The organism is Mucilaginibacter sp., from assembly GCF_025362475.1.
Taxonomy (GTDB): Bacteria; Bacteroidota; Bacteroidia; order Sphingobacteriales; family Sphingobacteriaceae; genus Mucilaginibacter.
Window position 1 is genome coordinate 12776 of record NZ_JANYGH010000021.1, and the last position, 23405, is coordinate 36180.

A 23405-nucleotide genomic window follows, 5' to 3' on the forward strand; every position below is an offset into this window, starting at 1 on the left:
ATATTAGGTAAATTTGTATTACCAGCGATACTCCCTCATTACCGTGAAAAATGGCGTTAAAGCCAGTAATTAAAACAAGGGATCCATCCGCGGTTAAACAATTAACTTTTTTAAATTATGTAGCTATCTGTTTTGTACCAGTAGAATTAAGGCCATGAATATTTCTTCGATTAATGATGATGATTTAAACCTCTCCCAGCCACATCGTGGGCACATTCTGGAAAGGGTGCTTCGAAAGGAATGCATGTGTATTTCAGAGATCGCGAAAAGTTTAAACGTCAGCCGTCGCACGGTTTACAATTGGTTTGGGATGAAAAATCTCGATCTTGAAATCATCTATAAAGTCGGAATCGTTACCGGGTATGATTTTTCTGCGGATATCGCGGGGTTTGACAAAGTAAAACAGATTTTTGATGAGAAATCCATCAAAGAAAATCTTGTTATAAATGAACCTGATTCAAAGGCGGTGCACTATTGGATGGAAAAATATATCAGTTTATTAGAGAAATATAATACAGTTGTACTTAAGGATTATGGAACCCCGAGGGATAAGGAAATGTTATAATTTTCACAGTGTATGTATCACCCGGCGTATTGATACCAAACGCCGCCATCGTTCTTTCTACAAAACCGAAGTATTGTAAGTTTCTAATTTCCACCCACCTTGGGTGTAACTAAAGGTGCCAAAGTATATGAAGTTTTTGATGAGCGTAAAAAACGGCGAAGGTTGGCTTTAATAGTGCTGATAAACTCATAATCGGTAGCGTTTTTTACCAGGTAGTAGCCGGGGCGATAGCGCTGCATAAAATCTGTAAGCTGCTGGTCTTTAAGGCGGGTTACGCTGGCAACAAAAACACGGTTAAATCTAAAATCTATCTCTCTCTGGTGGTAATCTTTTTCGATGGTTTCGCGCAGTTTTTCGGCATTACGGCCGCTGCGGCTAAAAGCATTATACAAAGCATCAATGCCTATGCCTGCACCCAGGCCTGGTGATACAGAAAGTAAACTCTGGCTGTATTCCGATCCGTAAATTTTGGTATAATCGCGCTTGGTTGCTTCAAACTGCTTCGCGGGTGTAAGTACCGAATCGCGGATGTACACTTCTTTCAGCATAATGGCCGATCGTTTCATATAAACCGCAAGCGCGTTGCTACTTTGCACCGTTACAGTATCACTATAATGATCTGCTTTGGTAAATACCAGCACATCGCCGGGCTGTGCATCAATGGCAAATTCGCCTTTGAGGGTATTGTACACAGATTTGCCGCTTGTTATATTTTGTACATTTACTTTGGCAATACGATCCTTGCTCTCTTTATCAAACACAATACCCTCTACGGGCTTTTGCTGTGCAAAAACCCGTAAGGATAACGTGCATAAAAATAAGAACAACCAAATCTTCATTGTGGCGCCAAAAATAAACGATCGGCCGTATTTAGCCATATTATTTAACAACAATTAACTTTTGGAGAGCAAGGATTTTGGAACAAGGGGTTATACTGTTCGTCATTGCGAGGTACGAAGCAATCTCCACATATGCAAATCGACCTTTCACGACTTCCCTGTACAGCGTAGAGATTGCTTCGTACCTCGCAATGACGCGTTTTTTCTTGATTCTTGTCTCTTGATTCTTAACTCTCTCTCAATTACTTCACTACTATAAGCTTTTGCCCAATATGAATATTATTATCGGGTATACTGTTTAACGCTTTTAGGTCATCAACAGTTATTCCAAAACGTTTGGAAATATTATATAGTGTATCGCCCTGTTTTACGGTATAGATCTTATCGTCGGGCTTTGTTTTGGTGAGTGTATCTGTGTTGGACTTGCCAATGCTATCATTAATCTGCGATAGTACACGGTCTTCTCGTTTTATCTTTGCTACTTCGCCCTCGGCACGATCATACTGATCAAGGTTGTATCTTACGATGAGGTTAATAAGCAGTTGGGGGTATTTGGGGTTGGTAGCATAGCCTGCAGCCTTTAATCCTTTAGCCCAGCCTTCATAATCATTTTTATCAAGCTCAAAAAGTTTGGCGTAGTTCTTACGCTTTAAAAAAGTAGAATGATCACGAAAGGAGTCTTCAGGATTATCATATACCCTGAAACAATCATTGGCGTTATCATCATCTTTAAAATAGCTTTTGCCCTTCCAATCGCTTGTACACTTGATACCGAAATGATTGTTGGCAAAACGGGCCAGCTCGCTATTACCCGCGCCGGATTCAAACAAGCCCTGCGCCAATGTTATACTGGCCGGAATACCATACTGGTTCATTTCCTGTATAGCAATTGCCTTAAATTTATCAATATAATCTAAAGAAGAAAGTGATTTATAATTGGCAATAGAGGCGCTGTTTGCCTTTTGGATGTTGCGGTTATTGTTACGAACATCCCGGTTTGATACCGTTGTTTTTTTACGTGCCGAGCAGGAACTAAAACATACAAGAGCGGCCAGGAGCACAAAATTTATTCTTTGCATACATTTAAACCTTATTTGAGGCAATTATTAATTTGCCAAAATAAGATTTTATTGTTTAGTTTCTGCTAATTCTTTGGGCTGATCGCTTGGGTTTTCGTCAAGGTCATGAAGATCATATTTTTTAATGATCCCTAAAACCTGCGATGCCCATTTACGGCTGCTGGCGTAACCACTGCGCTGGATACCATGTGCCCAGCCTGCATAGTCATAATGAGAAAGTGCATCTGCAAGGTGACTAAACTGCTTACGCTCGGTCATGATGCGGGCAAAATCCTGGAACGAATCTAAAACAGAATCGTAGCGTTTGTATGAGGAATGAACTTTTTTGTTGTGTTTAATAAACACTACACTGCCTCCGCCTTTTACTCCAAACTGGTTATTAAGGTTTTGTGCAATGGTACTGTTGCCGCAGCCCGATTCATGCATAGCTACACCTAAAACGATGCTTGCGGGAATACCTGTTTCGTGCATAATGCGTATGGCATCATCTTTGAACTTCTCTATATAAGATTGTGAAGTATTCTTTTGCGCTGAAGCGGCAAGTGTTGAGATCAACAGGGTTGTAATCAGTAAGATTCTCTTCATAATTTATTTTTTTCTGATAACCAGCAGGCCGTCGCGTACAGGCAGGATCAGTTTTTCTATCCTGGTATCAACAGCTATGTGGTCATTTAGTTTGCGAATATTTTCAGTATCGGCATCTTTTTCGGCGCCATACACCTTTCCTTTCCACAAAACATTATCAATTATTATTAATCCTCCGGATCTGACTTTGTCAAAAACCAATTGAAAGTAAGTAAAATTATTCTTTTTATCAGCATCAATAAACACTAAGTCGAAAACATCCTCCTGTAAATCAGCAATAATGGCCTCTGCTTGTCCAAAATGCAGCTTTATTTTGTTTTCAACATTTGTTAGTTTAAAATGTGAATTGATGATATCCTCCATTTCGCGGTTAACCTCAATGGTATGCAGAATACCACCTTCAACCAATCCCTCGGCCAGGCAAATTGCCGAGTAACCGGTGTAGGTACCCACCTCAAGAATACATTTTGGGGCCACCATTTTACTCAAAAAACTAAGCAGCCGGCCCTGGTAATGCCCCGACAGCATATGCGGCCTGAGCACCTTTAAATGCGTTTCGCGGTTCAGTTGCTGCAAAGCTTCCGGCTCGGGATCGCAATGGTCATCTAAGTATGCCAGAAGGGCCTGTGGTAGAATATCCATGCCGCAAAGATAGGGATTTTGTTTTTAAAGGTACTAATTGCGCCTGGCAGGGCTATTTACAAGGCTTCCGGCATTATAAATAAAACATACTAAAACCTTATTAAACAATCAATTAACGCAATATCAAATTCAAATTCCCGTAATTGTCATTTGCATTTTATTTAACCGGCTTCCTTAATATTAAGCATAATTGTTAATATTGCCGTAATGGGTTTTTTACAACTGCCCGGCCTGGGCAAAGTGCATTTTCATGAATACGGTACCGGCCAAAAGCCCATGCTGGCTTTTCACGGCTATGGCATGACGGGTAAACAATTTCATGTACTGGAGCAGTCCATACTACCCCAGTATCGTATTTATGGGTTTGATCATTTTTTTCATGGCGAGAGCCGCCTGGATGGCTGGACGGATAAGCAGATTCGTGCGGGGATGCCCAAAAGCATGGTACGCAGCTACCTGCAGCAGTGGTTTGGCATTTATGGCGAGCAACGCATCTCTATAATGGGCTACTCCATTGGTGCCAACCTGGCATTGATATTAGTTGAGGAATACGCCCACCTGATTGATGATGTTATATTAATGGCTCCCGATGGGCTTGCGGTATACAAAGGGTTTAATTTTTTAATGCATAATCCGCTGGGGAAATACCTCTTCGGCAGGGCTACCAAAAGTAAATGGCTGGCCCCTTTTATATTAAAAACAGTTAAAAGGATAGGCGTTATTGATGATAACCTGTACCAGATAGCGTATAATGAAATTGATACCGAACAAAAACGCCTGGATACTTATTATACATTAAATTTGATTCGCCTGCTTAAACCCGATGTGGAAAAAGTGGCCGCGCTCATCAATCAGCATAAAATTAAATGTACGCTCATATTTGGCAAACATGACCACCTGTTTCCCAAATCAGCCGCGATGCCATTTATTGGAATGCTGGATGATGCCGAGGTACATGAGCTTAAACTGGGGCACTGGTTAGTGATTAAAGCACTGGATGAATATTTAGTAAGTTAAATACAAATTAATACCGGGGCGTGTAACAACGCGCCTCTAAATGCAAATATGATCCCAACGCGCAAAAAGGAATTTTGGAGTGCCGTGTACATTCGTTATGTACGCTGGTGGATAAGCCGCAATTTTAAGGAGGTGAAAATAATGCCTTTTGAGCCGCGCGCCGGTCATTCGGTACTCATGTTATGCAATCACTTTAGCTGGTGGGATGGTTTTATTGCCAACTGGACGGCTGTATACAATCTGAAACGGCGATACCATGTAATGATGCAGCAGGACCAGTTTTTACAGCGCAGCTACCTGCGTTATATTGGCGCTTACTCTATAAAAAAGGGCTCGCGCGAGTTGTTGGAATCGCTCACTTATTCGGCCCGCTTACTTGATGATGCCAGGAACATGATTGTAATATTTCCGCAGGGCGAACTGTACAGCAATCATGAAACCCATATCCATGTAGAAAAAGGGGTTTATAAACTGATAGAGCAAATTAAAGGCCCCTGCCAGGTGGTATACCATTGCATATTGATTGATTATTTTGAAAGCCTGAAACCCCGCGCTTACATACACCAGTTTGATTGCGGCTTAGCCGGTGAAATCACCTTTGAGGAACTTAAACAACGCATTAATGATTTTCACCGGCAGGCCTTGGAAAATCAAAAAGTTATGAAACATTAATAAATGTTGTTATTACATTGAGTAACTTACCCTTTCATGATCTACAATAAAAAAAACTTTTTTATTAACCGGCTGATACATTTTTATGTAAAACGAATAGTGAGCCGGCAGTTTCATGAAGTGATTTGCGATGCCATTGAAGTAGATAAAAACAAGTCCATATTGCTTATAGCAAACCATTTTAGTTTTTGGGATGGATTGATCCTGTATTGTGTGAATGACAAAATACTGAAAAAGAAATACCATGTGATGGTAGAAAAGGAAACCGTACATATGCTGCACTACCTAAAATTTGCGGGGGCTTTTTCTATTACCAAAAAATCCAGGGATGTTATTGAGTCGCTTAATTATGCCGCAAAATTATTGGATGACCCGCAAAACCTGGTACTCATCTTTCCGCAGGGTAAACTGTTTTCAAATTATGTAGATGACGTGCGGTTTGATAAAGGGGTATTCAGAATAATGCAAAAAGCACAGACAAATTTCCAACTATTGTTTGCTTCAACATTTATTCAGTACTTTAAGCATAAAAAGCCCACTGCAACCGTTTACTTAAAAAGCGATTCGCAAAAGTATACTAACGTAACCGAGCTGAAAGCGGCTTACCAGCAATATTACAGCAGCTCAAAACTGCTTCAAACCGAATTTGACATATAAAGTGACCGTAATTATATTAATCACCCTTTTCTTTATCATCCTGCGTTTTACGGTAACGCTGTTCAACTTTATATCCGATCCTAAATTGCGGCGCGTAGGCAAGCAATACAGCGATAAAGTATCCATCCTGATACCTGTTCGTAATGAGGCAGATAATATTTTAATCCTACTCAACTCTATCCATCAGCAAGACTATCAAAATTATGAGGTTATCATTCTCGACGATGGATCAACCGATGGCACTTTTGAGGTTTGCTCCGCCTTCGTCAAAAAACATCCGGAGTTTAAAGTAATTAAAGGAGGAGAGCTACCCAATGGCTGGATAGGTAAAAACTACGCGTGCTACCAGGCAGCCCAGCAGGCCGATGGTAAATATTTGCTTTTTTTGGATGCTGATGAGCAAGTAAAACCCGGCCTTATTAACAGTGCCGTATGCCGCATGCATTTGAACAAGTTGGGCTTACTTAGCCTTTTCACCAACCAGGAAATGGTAACCATGGGCGAAAAACTGGTAGTCCCCCTGATGCATTTTATATTGCTAAACCTGCTGCCTGTAAGATTGATTTCACTGGTGAAAAATCCATCCATAGCGGCGGCCAGCGGGCAATTCATGTTATTTGATGCCATGATTTACCATCACGAGCAATGGCATAAAGCGGTTAAAGACAAAGTAGTGGAAGATGTAGAGATCATGCGGCTTATAAAGGCCAGGGCCTACAACGGCGAGGCCCTGCTGGCCAATGGCATGATAAGCTGCCGCATGTATAAAAATTATAATGAAGCGATTAACGGTTTCAGCAAGAATTTTTTAGCGGCCTTCAATTACAGCGTTATCGGCTTTTTAATTTATTTAACCCTGGTTATCATTTTTCCGGTGATACTTATCATGACCTTAAATTTACCGCTGATCCTATTCATGTGGGGCCTCATTATATTAACCCGTATTATGATTTCATTAGCATCTGGACAAAACGCGCTATATAATGTGGTGCTGCATCCCTTACAAATGATCAATATGCTGCTTATTGCCGTATTATCTATCCAAAAGCATTTAACCAAAACAAACGTTTGGAAGGGACGCAGAATTTGAACAGTCATTTATCTACAGGCAGCGCAAAAACCGAACGGATCGCTATTGTTATAATTGTGCTGTTTCATATAGTGGGATTGATTGGTTTTGTCATTCCATCCTTAACGGTGTTGTTTATAAAATTAGTACCCTGGCATTTGTTGCTGATGGCGGGTGTAATTGTTTACAGTTATAATCAGCTCAGCACAAAATTTTTATTGTTTGGCCTGCTTGTTTTCACGATAGGCTTTTCGGCCGAACTTATCGGCGTACATACCGGTTTGCTGTTTGGCAACTATAGCTATGGCGAAACACTCGGCATTAAACTGTTTAATGTACCCCTGATGATTGGGGTAAATTGGTTCTTGCTTATTTTTTCAACAGGAGTGCTCATGCAAAGAAGCCGAATTAAGAATATTTATACCCGTGTTATAGCAGGAGCCCTTGTGCTTACTTTTCTTGATATGCTCATAGAGCCAGTAGCTGTCCATTTTGATTATTGGCATTGGGTGGGAAACAGCATTCCACTTAAAAATTACTTCTGCTGGTTTATATTAAGTGCTGCAATGCTTTTCGTCTTCGAGAAATTTCAATTTAAACCACAAAGCAAAGCTGCGGCGGCATTGCTTATCATGCAGTTTGTGTTTTTTATAGTGCTGGAGTTAATGAACTAAAGACAAGGAATATGCCCTTCCCAGGTGACGTGTAAAACGGCAACATCCTTGAGATCGTGTCAAATAATTAGCAAATGCAACAAAATCAAATAATCAACAGTTATATTTGCAACACCATGGGAACGTACAATTTACAGGTTACTATCGATCAGGACTCGGGCTTTTGCTTTGGGGTGGTTTACGCCATTGACATGGCCGAGGAAATACTGGCCGAAGACGGTTACCTGTATTGCCTGGGCGATATTGTGCATAACGATGAGGAGGTAGATCGTTTAAAAGCTCAGGGTTTAAGGATAATTGACCATAGCCAGCTCAAAGATTTACATAACGAAAAGGTGCTTATACGTGCACATGGCGAAGCTCCTGATACTTACCGTACTGCTTTAGATAATAACATTACCCTCATTGATGCCTCATGCCCTGTAGTGTTAAAGCTGCAAAACCGCATAAAAACATCTTACGACTCCAATGAGAAGATCCTGATATTTGGTAAACATGGTCACGCGGAAGTAATTGGCCTTGAAGGGCAAACCAACAACGAAGCCCTGGTTTTCCAGGATATTGCCGAGCTGGATAACGTGGAACTGCCCCACAACATTACGCTTTACAGCCAAACTACCAAAAGCATGGAAAAGTTTTACAGCGTAAAGGATGAGTTGATTTCAAGGGGATATGATTTAAAGGCAAATGATACCATCTGCCGCCAGGTATCAAACCGGGATAAGGATTTGCCAAAGTTTGCAACCAGATTTGATAAGATCATATTTGTTTCGGGCAAAAAATCATCAAACGGGAAGGTTTTATATGAAGTTTGCCGCAAGCATAACCCCAATACCTATTTTATCTCATCGGCCGATGAACTGGACTCTTCTATGTTCTCGCAAAATGATACCGTTGGTATAGCCGGCGCTACATCAACCCCTATGTGGCTGATGCAAAAGGTAAAAGATGCCATTGAAAATCTTTAACAGCACGCTTTTTGCTGTTGTTTAAATCACATGCAAAAAAGTCCTTCAAATATTGGTTTATTGGTAGCAATCATCGTAATTGGTTGCTGGGTAACATCCATTACCTTATTAATGCAATGGCATTTCAGTTTTGCGAATCCGCTGGTTTACCTGTTTATTTTGGTGCAAATGCATTTGTACACCGGCCTGTTCATTACCGCGCATGATGCCATGCATGGCACTATATTGCCAAATAAGGGCATTAATAACTTTATTGGCTATCTGTGTACTTTTCTATATGCATCGTTCTGGTATCCGCAGCTTTACACCAAACATCACTTACACCATAGTAATGTACATACCGAACAGGATCCCGACTATCATAACGGGGGTTTCTGGAGCTGGTATGTAACTTTCATCCGCAATTATTTGTCTATCTGGCAAATTGTAATCATGGCTGCTTTATTCAATATTTTAAAATTGTGGATCCCGCAGGCCAACCTCTTACTATTTTGGGTTGCGCCCTCGTTGTTGAGTACTTTACAGTTATTTTACTTTGGCACCTACCAGCCACATAAAGGCGAGCATAATAATAAATATTTTGCGCGCAGTCAGGCTAAAAATCATGCGCTGGCCTTTTTCAGCTGTTATTTTTTTGGATACCACTATGAACACCACGATTCGCCGGGTACTCCCTGGTGGATGTTATGGAAAACCCGAATCGAACAAAAGTGATCAAGGTAAATTATAGCGTTATGCTAAGCCTGTTGCCGGGCAGGAAATAGAAACGCAGTCTAAGTTTAACTTAAAAACAAAGTTTCCTCTATTGCGGGTATAAAGTTGTTTTTAAGCGCAGTATCAAAAAGCAGTTTAATAGCTTTTCTTCCTTCATCGCCCAGTTCAACAGAGTATTTGTTTACATAAAGTTCGATGTGCTTGTACATCACTTCTTCGCTCATTTCCTGGGCATGTGACCGGATAAACTCGAGGCCCGATTTTGGATTGGCAAAAGCAAACTCAACCGATTTGCGCAGCACCCTGTTCAATTTATGCTGAACATCTAATGGCAAGTTGCGGTTTGCCACAATACCACCCAAAGGAATAGCGCAGCCCGTTTGCTTTTCCCAATGATCGCCCAGGTCGATGATTTTTTTTAAACCCTTATCCTGGTACGTAAAGCGGTTTTCGTGAATAATAAGGCCAATATCTACTCTTCCCTCTAAAACAGCATTTTCAATGTCCGAAAAAACAAGCTCTATTTTGTTAGTTGCATTTGGGAAGGCATTGCCCAATAAAAAATTAGCGGTAGTATACTTGCCGGGGATTCCGATTTTGAGGTTCGGGTTGCCGGTTTCCAGCTGTGCAAGCAATTTTTCAGGATCTTCTTTGCAGATCAGCATTGGCCCAACTCCAAATCCTAACGCGCTTCCTGAATCAAGCAGCACATATTTATCGGCCACGTAGGCAAAAGCATGGTAACTTAATTTGGTAACATCCAATTCGCCGCGAAAAGCTTTTTGGTTAAGGGTTTCTACATCATCATAAAAAACCTCAAACTCCAAACCCTCGGTATCAATTTTATGATGAATCAGGGCGTCGAAAATAAATGTATCATTAGGGCAGGGCGAAAAACCGAGGGTTAGTTTCATGTTGTTAATGGGTTCGCGTACTATGCTGTACAATTAATGCACGCTGTATAACAAAAAGGTTAAATGTAAAATCTGATCTATGAATTAATTATGGCATCAATAAGATCGATGGCAAATGTATTCAGATTTTTTATGGCAAGACCTATCTGCCAGCTATCGCGATTGCGTTTTTCTACATAATTTGACACAGCCCTGATTTGCATACATGGCGCATTAACCTGCCCGCAGGCGTAAAAGAAAGCAGCACCCTCCATACTTTCAAGCTGCGGGTTTAAGCGGGCCTGCACTTTTTTAATAGACAAATCATTTCCATGAACTGTATTTACAGTGATAGCCCGTACCTTTTTCAAAAAAAAATTGCTGTAAACTTCGTTAAGAGTGATTGTGGGCTTATAGGTAACTTCGCCAAACCCCAATGTATTCATGGGTATAAATTGCTCATCATCTTCGGCACCCATTTCTGCAAAAGTATCTTCGGTAACTTCAAGCACATGGCCCGGCTCAATGTTCCTGTCAAAGCTGCCGGCAATACCCAGGTTTATAACCAAATCGTATTTTGAGTGTGCAAAATGATGGCCAAGGGCAAAAGCAGTGGGCACCATACCGGCACCGGTTACAAGCAAGTCTATTTTATTGCCAAAGTATTTACTAAGGGGGGCTACCTCTGGCGCCGTTGCGGCAACTACTAATATAAGCATATTGCTTTAAAATGTTTTATGAAGTTTTTTGGGTACTAATATAAAACAACTCGCCTGTTTTTGTTTTGTATATTTGCATCCACTTACTATTATGATGATACATATAACGCGCAAAGAACATTTTAATGCCGCTCACAGGATGTACCGTGAGGAATGGAGCGCTGAAAAAAACAATGAGGTATTTGGCAAATGTGCCAATCCTAACTGGCATGGTCATAACTACAACTTGTTTGTAACGGTTAAAGGCGAAGTCACGCATGCAACTGGCTATCTGATTGACCTTAAAGAGTTAAAGATTATCATTAACGAGTTTGTTATTGAAAAGCTTGATCATAAAAACATCAATAAGGATGTGGAGTTTATGGCAGGTAAAATGGCATCAACGGAGTTGCTTTGCATTGAGATATTCAATCAGCTTAAAGCGCCTATTGAGGCCTATGAGGGTGTGTTTTTACACTCGGTAAAATTATATGAAACAGAAAACAATTCGGCCGAGTACTTTGGCGGATAACTTTATAAAATGATTGACGAAAACCACATCCCCGACCGTGATGATGATATTGACGGTTATACTAAAATAGACAGGTACAATCCTCAACTGATTGAAAGCTTATCAGCCAACTACCTTAATGTTTTAAAACAGATTGGAGAAAATCCCGAACGCGACGGTTTGTTAAAAACCCCTGAGCGTATTGCCAAAGCCATGCTGTTTCTTACTCATGGTTATGATCTGGATGCGAAAACAATACTGAGCTCCGCGATGTTTAAGGAGGATTACAGCCAGATGGTTATTGTTAAGGATATTGAGGTATACTCGATGTGTGAGCACCATATGCTGCCTTTTTTTGGCAAGGCACATATAGCTTATATTCCTAACGGATATGTTGTAGGCCTGAGTAAAATACCACGCATTGTTGATGTTTTTGCCCGCAGGTTGCAGGTACAGGAACGGCTAACCAACGAGATTCGTGACTGTATCCAGGAAACACTTAATCCTTTTGGTGTAGGTGTTGTAATTGAATGCCGTCACCTGTGCATGAGTATGCGTGGTGTGCAAAAACAAAACTCAGTAACTACCACATCGGCATTTACGGGTGAGTTTTTAAAAGAAAAAACACGCACCGAATTTTTGAATTTGATAAGCGCGAAACTGGGTTAAGAAGCCTGGGAAGAATCAAGAGTTAAGAATCAAGATAGAAACAAATCCGAAATCGAAAATTCGAATTTCGAAACAAAACATATGAAAGCATATATTTTTCCGGGGCAGGGTGCCCAGTTTGCGGGTATGGGTAAAGATCTTTACGATCAATCAGAAAAAGCCCGTGAACTATTTGAAAAAGCCAATGAGATATTAGGTTTCCGCATTACTGATGTAATGTTTGATGGAACAGCCGAAGACCTGGTACAAACCAACGTAACCCAGCCGGCTATATTTCTACACTCGGTTATTTTAGCAACCGTTTTAGGTGACGATTTTAAACCAGAAATGGTTGCCGGCCACTCATTAGGCGAATTTTCTGCCCTTGTAGCTGCCGGCGCCTTATCATTTGAGGATGGTTTGCGCTTAGTAGCCGCCCGCGCCAATGCCATGCAAAAAGCCTGCGAGCTGCAGCCATCAACCATGGCCGCAATTTTGGGTTTGGATGATTTTATTGTTGAAGACGTTTGCCAACAAGTAAGCGATGTGGTAGTAACAGCAAATTACAACTGCCCTGGTCAACTCGTAATATCCGGTACCATTGCAGGGGTTGATGAGGCTTGCGAAAAGCTGCTTGCAGCCGGCGCAAAAAGGGCTTTAAAACTTAAAGTTGGGGGTGCATTCCATTCGCCGCTAATGGAATCGGCAAGGGTTGAGCTTGAAGCCGCCATTGTTGCTACCGAAATTAAACCGCCTGTTTGCCCTATATATCAAAACATAGATGCCAAACCATATATTGATCCGGCTCTTATAAAACAAAATTTAATAGCCCAGCTTACCGGCGCCGTAAGGTGGACACAAACGGTTAAACACATGCTGGAAGATGGAGCAACCTCCTTTACCGAGGTTGGCCCGGGCAATGTATTGCAAGGCCTTGTAAAAAAAGTTGACAGGGCAGTGGTTACCGGCAGCGCCGCTTTACCACAATAATTTTTTAAAGGCACTGTATAGTGCCTTTTGTTTTTTTAATCGTTTTATCTGATAGTAATTTGACCACATCCGGAAAAATACGTTTGTTGCTTACCCTGATAGGTATTGGGTTATGGTTTGCGGCCATTGTTGTCCAAAAAACATACACGCCAATAAATAACCTGCTGCAAACCGCGCAAACACTTGAAGATAATCTGCATAAAAAAGAAGCTTATATAAATGCACAGCTAAACGACAAAGCTCGGTTTAGTAAATTTAAAACACTTACCGATAATGACCAGGATGCTCTTAATAGCATTAATGATTTTACCACTAAAAGAAGCATCTGGTTTGTAACTGCTTATAAAAACCGGTTAAGCTTTTGGAGCGGCATTAAAGTATTGCCAGATAGCTTAGGTGGGATTAAGGAGGGATATTCATTCATAAAACAACCTAACGGCGATTATGAAGCTATTAAAAAAACAGACGGTGATTTTTCTATCATCTTTTTCATTCCGGTAAAAATTAATTACACATTTACCAACCAATACCTTCAAAACACATTTGCCAGGGATCTTACTACCAGTAACAATATTGAGATTGCCAATTTTACAGACAAAGATGTTTATGAGGTACGCAGCAGTAATTATAGCTACCTTTTTTCTGTAAAGCAAAAGGCCGGCGGTGTTAATAATGCCTTTATCTATTATGAGTTATCCATCTGGATTTTAACAATCCTGACACTTTGTGTTTTGATACACAATATTTGCTGCCACGTGGCAGCAAATGGATACCCTTGGTCATCCGTGGTGTTTATGGCGCTGTTTATTGTGCTGTTCCGATATGTGAACTTACATTATCACCTGCCCGATTTTAATGGAATGCTCAAGGTATTCGATCCTAAGCTCTATCATTCGGGTGTTTTGTATCCCTCTCTGGGCGATCTATGCATCAATATATTATGTGTGTTTTGGTTTGTTGCTTTTGTGTATTTGCAACGGCGCAGGCTGTTCACCTTTGCATATGGCAATATTGCCGGCTATATTACGGTAACAGGCTGTATATTATTGCTCATTGCCGTTTCCACGTCTTTATTGAGGTTGTTTTATGACATTGTTGTTAACTCAGACATTAGCTTTAATGTAAACAATGTGCTGAGCCTTTCCTCATTCAGCGTACTGGGGGTTGTAATGCTCTGCTTTAGTTTCCTCATTTTTTATCTTATTGATGAGGTGGTGCTTTTTCTTTGCCTTAAACTGAATGTACCAAAAGCGCACCAGCTATTCCTGCTGGTAATAAGCATTATCATTACTACTGTTGTTTTTGCTTTCTATTATGAGTTTACTTTGTTTTACGTGTTATGGATGCTTTTGGTCATTATCAGGGCCTATGGTTTTATATATCAGCATAGTAAGCTTACCACCAGTTCGTTTTTGGTTGTTATCTTAGTATGCGCGCTTATTTCGGCCATAAAGCTTAATCATTTTGAGCGTGTTAAGGAAGAAAGTGTACGTAAGGGATTGATAAGTAAATTGGAAGAGCCGGATGACCGCTCGGCAGAAAGCTCTTTTAAACGAGTGGAAGGAAGGATTGTTACTGACACCGCTATCATACGCTACTTTAAAGAGAATGTACATAATATAGAGTACCTTAAAACACGGTTTCAAAAACTTTATTTTGATGGCTACTTATCAAAATACGGGCTTAAAGTACATGAATATGATGCCGTAGACCAACCAATATCCGACGATAATTTTTCGCTGAATGTATTTAAGGACCAGGTTGTTTATAGTTCATTTAAAGTATCATCCTATTTTTACCGCATCACCGAATCGTTTGGATTTCAGAGTTACTTTGCTATACTACCTATTAGCTATAACCACAAGAAATTGGGCACATTGGTAGTTGAGTTTAAATCAAAGCCACTGCAGTCATTAGGAGCCTTTCCCGAATTATTGATTGATGATAATTTCAGAAGTGAAGATGAGCTTAAAGATTATTCATACGCTTACTATATTGACAATAAGCTGCAAAGCCAAAAGGGAAGTTATGTTTACTCCCTTAATAATACCGATTTTAACGGTACGCTTAAAAAGTATACTGTAAAGACAACTAAGAACAATAATCCTGAATGGTACAATACCTTTACCAAGTATGAGCACCTGGTATATAAACCCAGCAAGCGTAATTTAATAGTAGTGAGTAAAGAGGTAAACCCATTATATGATGGAGTAACCTCAATTACCTTCTTTTTTATGGCGCTGCTGATATTTAGCGCCTTCATCATAATTGCAAGAGGGGCCTGGGTCCGAATCAGGATATTGAGCATCAAGGATGATAAGATCCGCTGGAATTTCAGGATGAATTTTGATAAGGTGCTCTATAGAACCCGCATCCAGTTTGTGATGATATTTTCGGTAGTTGTTACGCTTATAGTAGTTGGCTTTATCACTTTTATATCCATTAGTAACCAATACCACAATCAGCAGGACAGGCAAATACGCGATAAAATAACCCGCATTACGGAGGCATTTCAAACAGGCGCCCTAAATAAATATATTTATAATGTAAATGAAAAAAGCCAGGTAGATTTCAATGACCTGGCCAAAACCTATTCAACCGATCTTATTTTATTTGATACCAATGGTGTACCGCTGGTAACCACACAGCCCAAAATTTATGAATACGGCCTGGTAGCAAAAAAAATGAATTCAAGAGCTTATATCTTTTTAAGCAAATTGCAAAAAACCGAATTTGTGAATGAGGAACGAATAGGCGAGCTAAGTTATAAGGCGGCGTACGCCCCTGTAATGACCTCCGGCAATAAAACCATTGCCTATGTGCAATTGCCTTATTTCTCTAACGAGGCCGACTACAAAGAGAGGATCAGTTCGTTACTTAATGTAATGATCAATGTATATGCATTGGTTTTTATCGCTATTGGTTTGTTTGCCATTATAATTGCCAGGCAAATAACCGCGCCTTTAAGCTTTATACAGGACACCCTGAGCAAAACCATCTACGGCAAAAAAAACGAGCCTATAAAATGGCAGCGGAATGACGAGATAGGGGCTCTGGTTAAGGAGTATAACAAAATGATATCGGCATTGGAAAACAGCGCCAACAGGCTGGCCCAATCTGAACGGGAAAGTGCATGGCGCGAAATGGCCAAGCAGGTGGCGCATGAAATTAAAAACCCGTTAACGCCGCTAAAACTGGGCTTGCAACTGCTGGATAAATCATGGAGGGATAAAGACCCTAAATTTGATCAAAAATTTGAGCGCTTTAGCAAATCATTTGTTGAGCAGATAGAAAGCCTGTCGTCAATAGCATCTGAGTTTTCGGCGTTTGCTAAAATGCCCGATACCCGCATTGAGCCTACCAATATTTTTGATATGCTAAACCAGGCTGTTACCATTTTTAAACAAATGGATAATATTCACATTTCATTCCAGCCTCCCGAAACCCCTTTTATCATCAATGCCGATCGTGATCAACTGCTGCGGTGTTTTAATAACCTGTTAAAAAATGCCATTGAAGCCACGCCACCGGATAGAAAAGGGTTGATAGATATTAATTACCTGGTAACCAGCAAAAATGTATTACTTACCATAAAAGATAATGGCAATGGTATCCCCGAAAACATGCGCGAAAAAATATTCGAGCCCAACTTTACCACTAAAAGTTCGGGCACGGGTTTGGGGCTGGCCTTCGTAAAAAACTCAATTGAAAATGCCAATGGCAAGGTTTGGTTCGAAACTACGATGAATATCGGCACCTCTTTTTACCTTAGCTTTCCATCTGCATAAACTTAAAGCTTAAAGGCATTTTTTCCTTTAAGCTTTAACAAATTTCTTCACCGTTTCGGTAACATGTGCCAAATGATGGTTACTGTGCCATGCGTATAGCGCCAATCCCTTTTTAAGCGAAACCGTATCACCCGAGGCTGGGTGTACAAAAGAGCGTTCCCATTCATTTTCGGTAAAGCTTTCAAACAATGCAACCATATGAATATGTATCCCCTCAAGCATTTTTAATGACGACTCCACAGGCAGGCGATAGTCTGGTAGCAAGGCCCAGTCAGCCTCTTCGTAGGGTTTTATAACCGGGTTATTTTCCGTAAGGGCCAGTTTAAAACGGGTAATAGAATTCATGTGACTATCGGCCAGGTGATGGATCACTTGCCTCAACGTCCAGCCGCCGCTGCGGTACGGGGTATCCAATTCCTGGTAATTTAGGCCAGCTATAGCATGGCGCAATTTGCCGGGCAATGTGCGCAGGTCATCAATCCATTCGCGGATGTTATCGTCGGTGTATGATGCCGGGGGAGCGAATTTCCCGATCGGGTATTTCATCTGTTCGTCTGTCATGGGCTTAAAAAAAATTAAATTAGCTATAATTTTATAGTACCACAAGCTTTTAGTCTAAATTGCGTTTTGTACGTGTTATTTATACCGATGATAAAAAAGCTTCTTTTAGTACTATTACTATTAAAATGTTCATTTACATACGCGCAAACCATTAAAACCGATATTTTGGTAATAGGGGGCGGCCCAAGTGGTACAGCAGCAGCCATCCAGGGTGCTCGAAGCAAAATAAAAACATTGCTTATTGAACAAGGCCCTCAATTGTGCCCTTCATTAACTTCGGCAAGTATGTTAACTATTGTCCCCGGCAAAGATCTGCCATCCGGTATATGGGGCGAATTTCGTAAAAGAGTTATAGTGTTTTACAAAACCACATCCGGATATGATACCACCTATAATGCCCCCCTCCGCGTTGAGCCATATACCGGTGCGGCTATTCTTAAAAAAATAACAGACACCGTAAAAAACCTCACCGTAAAGCTAAATGCCCCGGTTACAAACATAAAAAAAGATGGAGATGGCTGGCAGGCAACTATCAGCCAGGATGGAAAATCGCAGTTGATAAAAGCCAAAATAATTATTGATGCCACTAAAGATGGCATAGCTACCCAGAAATTGAATCCAGACTTTAAAGCTTTTGATTTTTTTTCAGGTAATGATGGATCAACAGCTTACCGCACCAGTATAGCAACGGGAAACGGCTTCGCGGGAGAGCGGGGCGATTCCGTTCTACCCGAAAAGAATTACCCGCAATCGCCTGCTTACTGCATCCCGCTTGGTGCTATAGTTGCAAAAGGTGTTGACAATTTACTAATAACCGCTAAGCTTATACCCGAAGATGATATACAATACCTGCCCAATTACCTTACACTGGGCCAGGGCGCGGGTACAACAGCAGCCTTTTGCGCGTTCTTTAAAACAACAACTAAAAACTTAAATGTACGCGCGGTACAGGGAGAATTACTTGATTTTAAAGGATACCTGGTACCCTTTGCCGATATCAAACAAAGCGATCCTTATTTCAGATCTATCCAACAGATTGGAGCAACCGGTTTGTTAAAAGGAATACAAAAAGGAACCGGCAATACCTTGCAGGTGCTTTTCATGCCTGATTCTGCCGTTCATACTGCCGAAATTGAGCCCGTTTTAAATGACATCTACTCCCGTACCTTTTTATGGTTCAACAGGGAAAAACCAGCCGAAAAATTTACTGTTGGCAACGTGCTTTCGCTCATTAGCGAGATAACCCTTACTGATCCCAAAACATTGCAGATCAGCATGACAAAAACCTGGAAAATCCAATATAAATTCAACTCGGATTTTGACATGAACCGCCCGGTAACCCGCCGGGAATTTGCTGTACTGGTAAACAAATTCTTGAACCCCTTTGCACGAACTGTGGATATGGCAGGAAGATTGGTAAATTAGGTTTGTACAGGCCTTGTATTATTGATTTGGCGTTCCATCGAAACGGGTGGAACATGCGGCGAAACCAGTACAGTCTTTCTGTCAATCCCAGCCTCTTTTTACTATCCCATACACATGCTCGTCCAAAATAACACCTTTCTTAAAAATAGCATTGGTCAAAACCCCTTCTTTAACAAATCCAGCTTTTTCCAGTACCCGCATTGATTTTGGGTTATTGCCAAGTACCCCTGCCTGTATCCGCATAATATCCAGATTGTTAAATCCGTAATCAACTATCAGTTTTACAGCCCCCGGCATAATACCATTGCCCCAATATTCTTCGCTAAGCCAGTAACCTAATAAAGGCGCTTTTATGTAAATATCTACCCTAAAGTCGAGACCGATAACGCCGGCTACCTCTCCGTTGATAACGATTGGAAAATTTGTCTGTGGCGTTTCTGCCATCTTCATAGCAATAAAATCGACAGCATCCTGCAGGGTATAGGGCGATGGAAAGCGATCGAACAAAAAATCGGTGATATGGGTATTGTTGGCATGTTTTTGTAGTGATTCCGCATCTTGTTTTTGCCAATCGCGTAAAGTAAAACCCTTTCCTTGTAGTATCATTTTGTAACAATAAGATAGTTAAAATTAGCAAACTTAACCTAAACTGCTAAATTGCATTCGCGTAATTATTACGCGGTATAGTGACTGAAAATGAAAAAAATATTTACCTTATTATTAATAGCGAATACAACAGGTGCGTTTGCCCAAAAACTGGATACGCTAACTATAGAAAAGATCATGCGCGATCCCAAGTGGATCGGGGTGTCCCCTTCAAACATCCGCTGGAGCGATGATAGCAAAAAAATCCTTTTTAGCTGGAATTCGGATAAAACAGGTGCGGATGAATTATTTTCAGCTACCCCGCTCAATACCAAACCCGAAAAAGTAAGCACAGCCGATAAGCGCACCTTGCCCGACAATGGCAGCTGGAATAAAAAGCACACTCAAAAGGTTTTTGAAAAAAATGGCGACCTGTACTTAGAAGATATAAAACAGGGCAAAATAGCCCAGCTAACCCATACCGAACTACGTGAAAGTTCTCCTGTTTTTAATGGCGATGAAAGCCGGATTATATTTTCGCAAAACAATAACCTGTTTGCCTTAAAACTCAACGGCACAGGGCTTGAGCAGTTAACCAACTTTGTGAAAGCAAAAACTAAAAAAAGCAAAGATGATCTTAATGAGCAGGAGCGTTGGTTAAAAAAGCAGCAGGTTGAGCTTTTTGATATTATTAAAGTGCAGGCCAGGGAGGAAAAGCAGGATTCTGTAGAAAATGCCAGCCTGCAGCCAAAGGAATTAAAGGAGTTGGCTTTTGGCGATAAAAGAGTTAGCCGGGTTAAGATTAGTCCGGATGAACGATTTGTAACCTATAGATTGACTAAACCGGCGGAGGATGTTAAAAACGCCATAGTTCCTAATTATGTAACTGAATCTGGGTTTACGGAAGATATTCCCAACCGGTCAAAAGTAGGGAGGCCCTCATCAACTTCTGAAACTTATATTTTCGACAGGCAACGGGATACGGTTTACCGCATTAATACAAATGATATTCCCGGTATAAAAGATCTGCCCGATTATGTGAAAGATTACCCTAAAGAGCTTGAGGAACTTAAAAAGCAAAATGCCGACAGACAAGTGACTATAGAAGGGGTGTTTTGGAGCGATAACAGCGCGAACGCGGTTGTGGTTATCGCCGCCCAGGATAACAAAGACCGTTGGATCATGCGTCTTACTTCCGCCACTGGCAAACTCACCCTGCTTGACCGTCAGCGCGATGAAGCCTGGATTGGCGGTCCCGGCATTGAAAACTCAGCCGCCGGAAACGTAGGCTTTATTGACGATAACCATTTTTATTTCCAAAGCGAAGCCAGCGGTTACTCGCACCTGTATACTATTGATGTAAATACGGCAACCAAAAAGCAACTCACCAGTGGCAAATGGGAAGTGCAAACCCTGCAGCTATCTGCCGATAAAAAGAAATTCTACTTTACGGCCAATATTGACCATCCCGGTGCGACAAACTTTTACAGCATCCCTGTTGATGGGGGAACCCCAACTAAAATAACCAGCATGAAAGGTGGTAACGAGGTAACGCTATCGCCCGATGAAAAATGGCTGGCTATCCGTTATTCCTACTCCAACAAACCCTGGGATTTGTATGTGCAGGCCAATAAGCCAGGTGCAAAAGCGCTTCAGGTAACTAATTCGGTAAGTACCGAGTATCGGTCATACCCATGGCGCGACCCAGAGATCATTACCTTTAAAAACCGTTATGGCAGCGGTGTGTATGCACGGCTTTACCTGCCTAAAAAAGCCGATCCGGCCAAACCTGCGGTAGTGTTTGTGCATGGTGCTGGCTACCTGCAAAATGTAACCTATTCCTGGAGCTATTATTTCCGCGAGTTTATGTTCAATAACATGCTGGCCGATAATGGGTATACCGTGATTGATATTGATTATACTGCAAGCGCCGGTTACGGTCGCGACTGGCGTACCGGCATCTATCGCCATATGGGTGGTAAAGATTTAACAGACCAGGTGGATGGTGTAAAATATTTAGTTGAAAAATATGGCGTAAACCCTAAACATGTAGGATTGTACGGAGGATCATACGGTGGCTTTATTACCCTGATGGGTATGTTTACCGAGCCCGATGTTTTCGCAGCCGGCGGAGCGATCCGTTCAGTAACCGATTGGGCACATTACAACCATGAGTACACCGCCAATATTTTGAACGAGCCTTTTACCGATGAAATAGCCTACCGCAAAAGTTCACCTATATATTTTGCAAATGGTTTAAAAGGTAATTTACTGATGCTGCATGGTATGATAGACCAGAATGTGAACTACCAGGACATTGTCCGTTTATCTCAAAAACTGATTGAGTTGCACAAAGAGAACTGGGAACTGGCTTCATACCCGGTAGAGGATCACGGCTTTGAACAACCCAGCAGCTGGGCGGATGAGTATAAACGGATTTTTAAGTTGTTTGAGCAAACGTTGAAGAAATGATAAAATTTATCCACCCGTCGCCTGTGCCCTCACAGGCGACCATTCGGCTTTTCGGCAGGTTGCTTGTGAGGACACAAGCAACGGGGGAGGAAATGATGACCTCCCAAACAAAGCAAGGCCAAGTGCGATTCCTTCCCTGGGGAAGGGGAGGTAGGGGTTTAATAAACGATGCATATCAAATCGCTCGACGAAACCCCTCCCCGCCATCGCGTAATCCATCGCACGCCTCCCGTTGGGAGGGAATTACCATGGGGATTTCAACAATGTTTTTGGTAACGATAATGCTTTTCTCCACTGCCTGCTCCTCCAACAAAACCAGTAGCAACCAAGTCAAAATAAGCCTCACATCCGATAAACATTCCATCAACATAACCGGTCTTGACCGGGCCATAGTTCAGGATATCAATCGCGATTCATTGGGTGGCAACTGGCAAAGCCTGGTGCCGGTGTACAAAATGCCGGCCGATACCGATATGAAGAACTATCAACCCATGCAGCCCGGCAAATATCTGGTTAAAGATAGTATTGTGGTATTTACACCTGATACCCCTTTTGTGGCCCGGCAAACGTATTTTGTGCGCTACTATAAATTTGATACAAATACAAAAGCCAATGATTATATCATGGGCCGTAACAAGCTGGGCGATTTACACTATACAGATTTGATTTTTAAGCAATAAAGGGTGTTTGATAGTTGAAAAATTAATAAATTTGATTATATTTGCATTCAATTAATAAAAGAGGGGGCAAATAGCCCCCTCTTTTATTTTATCAATTAAAAATTATCAATCAAAAAGGCGGGTAATGAACATTGAAAAAAAAGTAAGGGAACTGGTAGAAGAAAAGATAGCCGATAAGCCAAATTTGTTTTTAGTGGATGTTAAAATGCACTCAAACGGAAAGCTGATCGTTTTAATAGATGGGGATAACGGACTTGGTATTGACGACTGTGTACAGGTAAGCAGGCATGTAGGCTTCCATCTGGAAGAGGAAAATGTAATAGAAACTGCTTATAATCTGGAAGTATCATCGCCGGGTATTGATTATCCGCTATCATCGCCAAGGCAATATGCCAAAAACATGGGGCGCACACTGGCCATTAAAATGGCTGATGGCTCAAAAAGAGAAGGTGTTTTATCAGCAATAACTGAGGATGCCATCGTTATAGAAGAAAAAATAAAAGAAAAAGGGAAAAAGGCCGAAACTGTTGAAAGCGTTATCCCTATTAATCACATAACAGAAACAAAAGTTTTAATATCATTCAAGTAGAAAATGAGCAATATTAATTTAATTGATTCTTTTCAGGAATTTAAAGATTTCAAGAACATTGACCGCCCAACCATGATGAGCGTT

Annotated in this window: 24 protein-coding genes; 16 read left to right on the forward strand and 8 right to left on the reverse strand. The window is 41.1% G+C overall.

All coding sequences use genetic code 11. The features are described from left to right. The first annotated feature begins 154 nt into the window (after window positions 1–154). The gene (locus tag Q0R88_RS08090) at window positions 155–565 is read left to right on the forward strand and encodes a helix-turn-helix domain-containing protein (protein ID WP_295714811.1); all 411 of its coding nucleotides are present in this window, start codon (window positions 155–157) and stop codon (window positions 563–565) included. A gap of 83 nt (window positions 566–648) precedes the next feature. On the opposite strand, the gene Q0R88_RS08095 is transcribed toward Q0R88_RS08090, so the two are convergent. The 4 genes from Q0R88_RS08095 to Q0R88_RS08110 form a co-directional block, all read right to left on the reverse strand. Further along, a complete protein-coding gene (locus tag Q0R88_RS08095; protein ID WP_295714814.1) occupies window positions 649–1443 on the reverse strand; it encodes a hypothetical protein in 795 nt (264 codons plus the stop codon). A gap of 203 nt (window positions 1444–1646) precedes the next feature. Beyond that, window positions 1647–2483 carry a glucosaminidase domain-containing protein gene (locus tag Q0R88_RS08100; protein ID WP_295714817.1) on the reverse strand — a complete coding sequence of 279 codons (837 nt, stop codon included), beginning with the start codon at window positions 2481–2483 and terminating at the stop codon, window positions 1647–1649. Window positions 2484–2531: 48 nt separating this feature from the next. Next, window positions 2532–3068 carry a glucosaminidase domain-containing protein gene (locus Q0R88_RS08105; RefSeq protein WP_295714820.1) on the reverse strand — a complete coding sequence of 179 codons (537 nt, stop codon included), beginning with the start codon at window positions 3066–3068 and terminating at the stop codon, window positions 2532–2534. A gap of 3 nt (window positions 3069–3071) precedes the next feature. Then, on the reverse strand, window positions 3072–3710 hold the full coding sequence (locus Q0R88_RS08110) for an O-methyltransferase (RefSeq protein WP_295714822.1): 639 nt from the start codon (window positions 3708–3710) through the stop codon (window positions 3072–3074). Between the two features lie 207 nt (window positions 3711–3917). Between Q0R88_RS08110 and Q0R88_RS08115 the strand changes: the two genes are divergently transcribed. The 7 genes from Q0R88_RS08115 to Q0R88_RS08145 all read left to right on the forward strand — a co-directional run bounded on the left by Q0R88_RS08115 (window position 3918) and on the right by Q0R88_RS08145 (window position 9481). Continuing rightward, entirely contained in the window at window positions 3918–4727 is an 810-nt protein-coding gene (locus tag Q0R88_RS08115; protein WP_295714826.1) for an alpha/beta hydrolase, read from the forward strand. A 48-nt stretch (window positions 4728–4775) separates the two neighbouring features. Continuing rightward, the gene (locus Q0R88_RS08120; RefSeq protein ID WP_295714828.1) at window positions 4776–5399 is read left to right on the forward strand and encodes a lysophospholipid acyltransferase family protein; all 624 of its coding nucleotides are present in this window, start codon (window positions 4776–4778) and stop codon (window positions 5397–5399) included. A 36-nt stretch (window positions 5400–5435) separates the two neighbouring features. Beyond that, window positions 5436–6056, forward strand: a complete 621-nt coding sequence (locus Q0R88_RS08125; protein WP_295714831.1) for a 1-acyl-sn-glycerol-3-phosphate acyltransferase — start codon at window positions 5436–5438, stop codon at window positions 6054–6056. 1 nt (window position 6057) lies between these two features. Beyond that, window positions 6058–7146, forward strand: a complete 1089-nt coding sequence (locus Q0R88_RS08130; RefSeq protein WP_295714834.1) for a glycosyltransferase family 2 protein — start codon at window positions 6058–6060, stop codon at window positions 7144–7146. Further along, window positions 7125–7799 carry a carotenoid biosynthesis protein gene (locus Q0R88_RS08135; protein WP_295714837.1) on the forward strand — a complete coding sequence of 225 codons (675 nt, stop codon included), beginning with the start codon at window positions 7125–7127 and terminating at the stop codon, window positions 7797–7799. Before Q0R88_RS08130 ends, Q0R88_RS08135 begins: the two co-directional genes overlap by 22 nt. A gap of 116 nt (window positions 7800–7915) precedes the next feature. Next, window positions 7916–8767, forward strand: coding sequence for a 4-hydroxy-3-methylbut-2-enyl diphosphate reductase (locus Q0R88_RS08140; protein ID WP_295714840.1), 852 nt, complete (start codon window positions 7916–7918; stop codon window positions 8765–8767). Between the two features lie 30 nt (window positions 8768–8797). Further along, entirely contained in the window at window positions 8798–9481 is a 684-nt protein-coding gene (locus tag Q0R88_RS08145; RefSeq protein ID WP_295714844.1) for a fatty acid desaturase, read from the forward strand. A 65-nt stretch (window positions 9482–9546) separates the two neighbouring features. Here Q0R88_RS08145 and Q0R88_RS08150 read toward each other — a convergent pair whose 3' ends face one another. Both Q0R88_RS08150 and mqnB read right to left on the reverse strand, forming a co-directional pair. After that, window positions 9547–10395, reverse strand: a complete 849-nt coding sequence (locus tag Q0R88_RS08150; protein ID WP_295714846.1) for a 1,4-dihydroxy-6-naphthoate synthase — start codon at window positions 10393–10395, stop codon at window positions 9547–9549. Window positions 10396–10472: 77 nt separating this feature from the next. After that, on the reverse strand, window positions 10473–11093 hold the full coding sequence (gene mqnB / locus Q0R88_RS08155) for a futalosine hydrolase (protein ID WP_295714849.1): 621 nt from the start codon (window positions 11091–11093) through the stop codon (window positions 10473–10475). A gap of 94 nt (window positions 11094–11187) precedes the next feature. On the opposite strand from mqnB, the gene Q0R88_RS08160 reads away from it, so the two are divergent. From Q0R88_RS08160 to Q0R88_RS08175, 4 genes are all read left to right on the forward strand, one after another. Next, the gene (locus tag Q0R88_RS08160) at window positions 11188–11604 is read left to right on the forward strand and encodes a 6-carboxytetrahydropterin synthase (RefSeq protein WP_295714878.1); all 417 of its coding nucleotides are present in this window, start codon (window positions 11188–11190) and stop codon (window positions 11602–11604) included. Window positions 11605–11613: 9 nt separating this feature from the next. Beyond that, window positions 11614–12252 (forward strand): GTP cyclohydrolase I FolE, encoded by a 639-nt coding sequence (gene folE / locus Q0R88_RS08165; RefSeq protein WP_295714852.1) that lies wholly within the window; start codon window positions 11614–11616, stop codon window positions 12250–12252. A gap of 81 nt (window positions 12253–12333) precedes the next feature. Further along, window positions 12334–13221, forward strand: coding sequence for an ACP S-malonyltransferase (gene fabD, locus Q0R88_RS08170; RefSeq protein WP_295714855.1), 888 nt, complete (start codon window positions 12334–12336; stop codon window positions 13219–13221). A 59-nt stretch (window positions 13222–13280) separates the two neighbouring features. Then, on the forward strand, window positions 13281–17009 hold the full coding sequence (locus tag Q0R88_RS08175) for an ATP-binding protein (RefSeq protein ID WP_295714858.1): 3729 nt from the start codon (window positions 13281–13283) through the stop codon (window positions 17007–17009). A 27-nt stretch (window positions 17010–17036) separates the two neighbouring features. On the opposite strand, the gene Q0R88_RS08180 is transcribed toward Q0R88_RS08175, so the two are convergent. Further along, window positions 17037–17570, reverse strand: a complete 534-nt coding sequence (locus Q0R88_RS08180; protein WP_295714861.1) for a YfiT family bacillithiol transferase — start codon at window positions 17568–17570, stop codon at window positions 17037–17039. 87 nt (window positions 17571–17657) lie between these two features. Between Q0R88_RS08180 and Q0R88_RS08185 the strand changes: the two genes are divergently transcribed. Further along, window positions 17658–18995: an FAD-dependent oxidoreductase gene (locus Q0R88_RS08185; protein WP_295714864.1), complete on the forward strand. Its 1338-nt coding sequence runs from the start codon at window positions 17658–17660 to the stop codon at window positions 18993–18995. Between the two features lie 81 nt (window positions 18996–19076). Here Q0R88_RS08185 and Q0R88_RS08190 read toward each other — a convergent pair whose 3' ends face one another. Beyond that, window positions 19077–19601, reverse strand: coding sequence for a GNAT family protein (locus tag Q0R88_RS08190; protein ID WP_295714867.1), 525 nt, complete (start codon window positions 19599–19601; stop codon window positions 19077–19079). 90 nt (window positions 19602–19691) lie between these two features. Here Q0R88_RS08190 and Q0R88_RS08195 point away from each other — a divergent pair, with 90 nt between their 5' ends. The 3 genes from Q0R88_RS08195 (at window position 19692) to rimP (ending at window position 23321) form a co-directional block, all read left to right on the forward strand. Beyond that, window positions 19692–22052, forward strand: coding sequence for a prolyl oligopeptidase family serine peptidase (locus Q0R88_RS08195; RefSeq protein WP_295714870.1), 2361 nt, complete (start codon window positions 19692–19694; stop codon window positions 22050–22052). Window positions 22053–22300: 248 nt separating this feature from the next. Beyond that, window positions 22301–22732: a hypothetical protein gene (locus tag Q0R88_RS08200; protein WP_295714873.1), complete on the forward strand. Its 432-nt coding sequence runs from the start codon at window positions 22301–22303 to the stop codon at window positions 22730–22732. 124 nt (window positions 22733–22856) lie between these two features. Further along, window positions 22857–23321: a ribosome assembly cofactor RimP gene (rimP, locus tag Q0R88_RS08205; RefSeq protein ID WP_295714876.1), complete on the forward strand. Its 465-nt coding sequence runs from the start codon at window positions 22857–22859 to the stop codon at window positions 23319–23321. Window positions 23322–23405 lie beyond the last annotated feature (84 nt).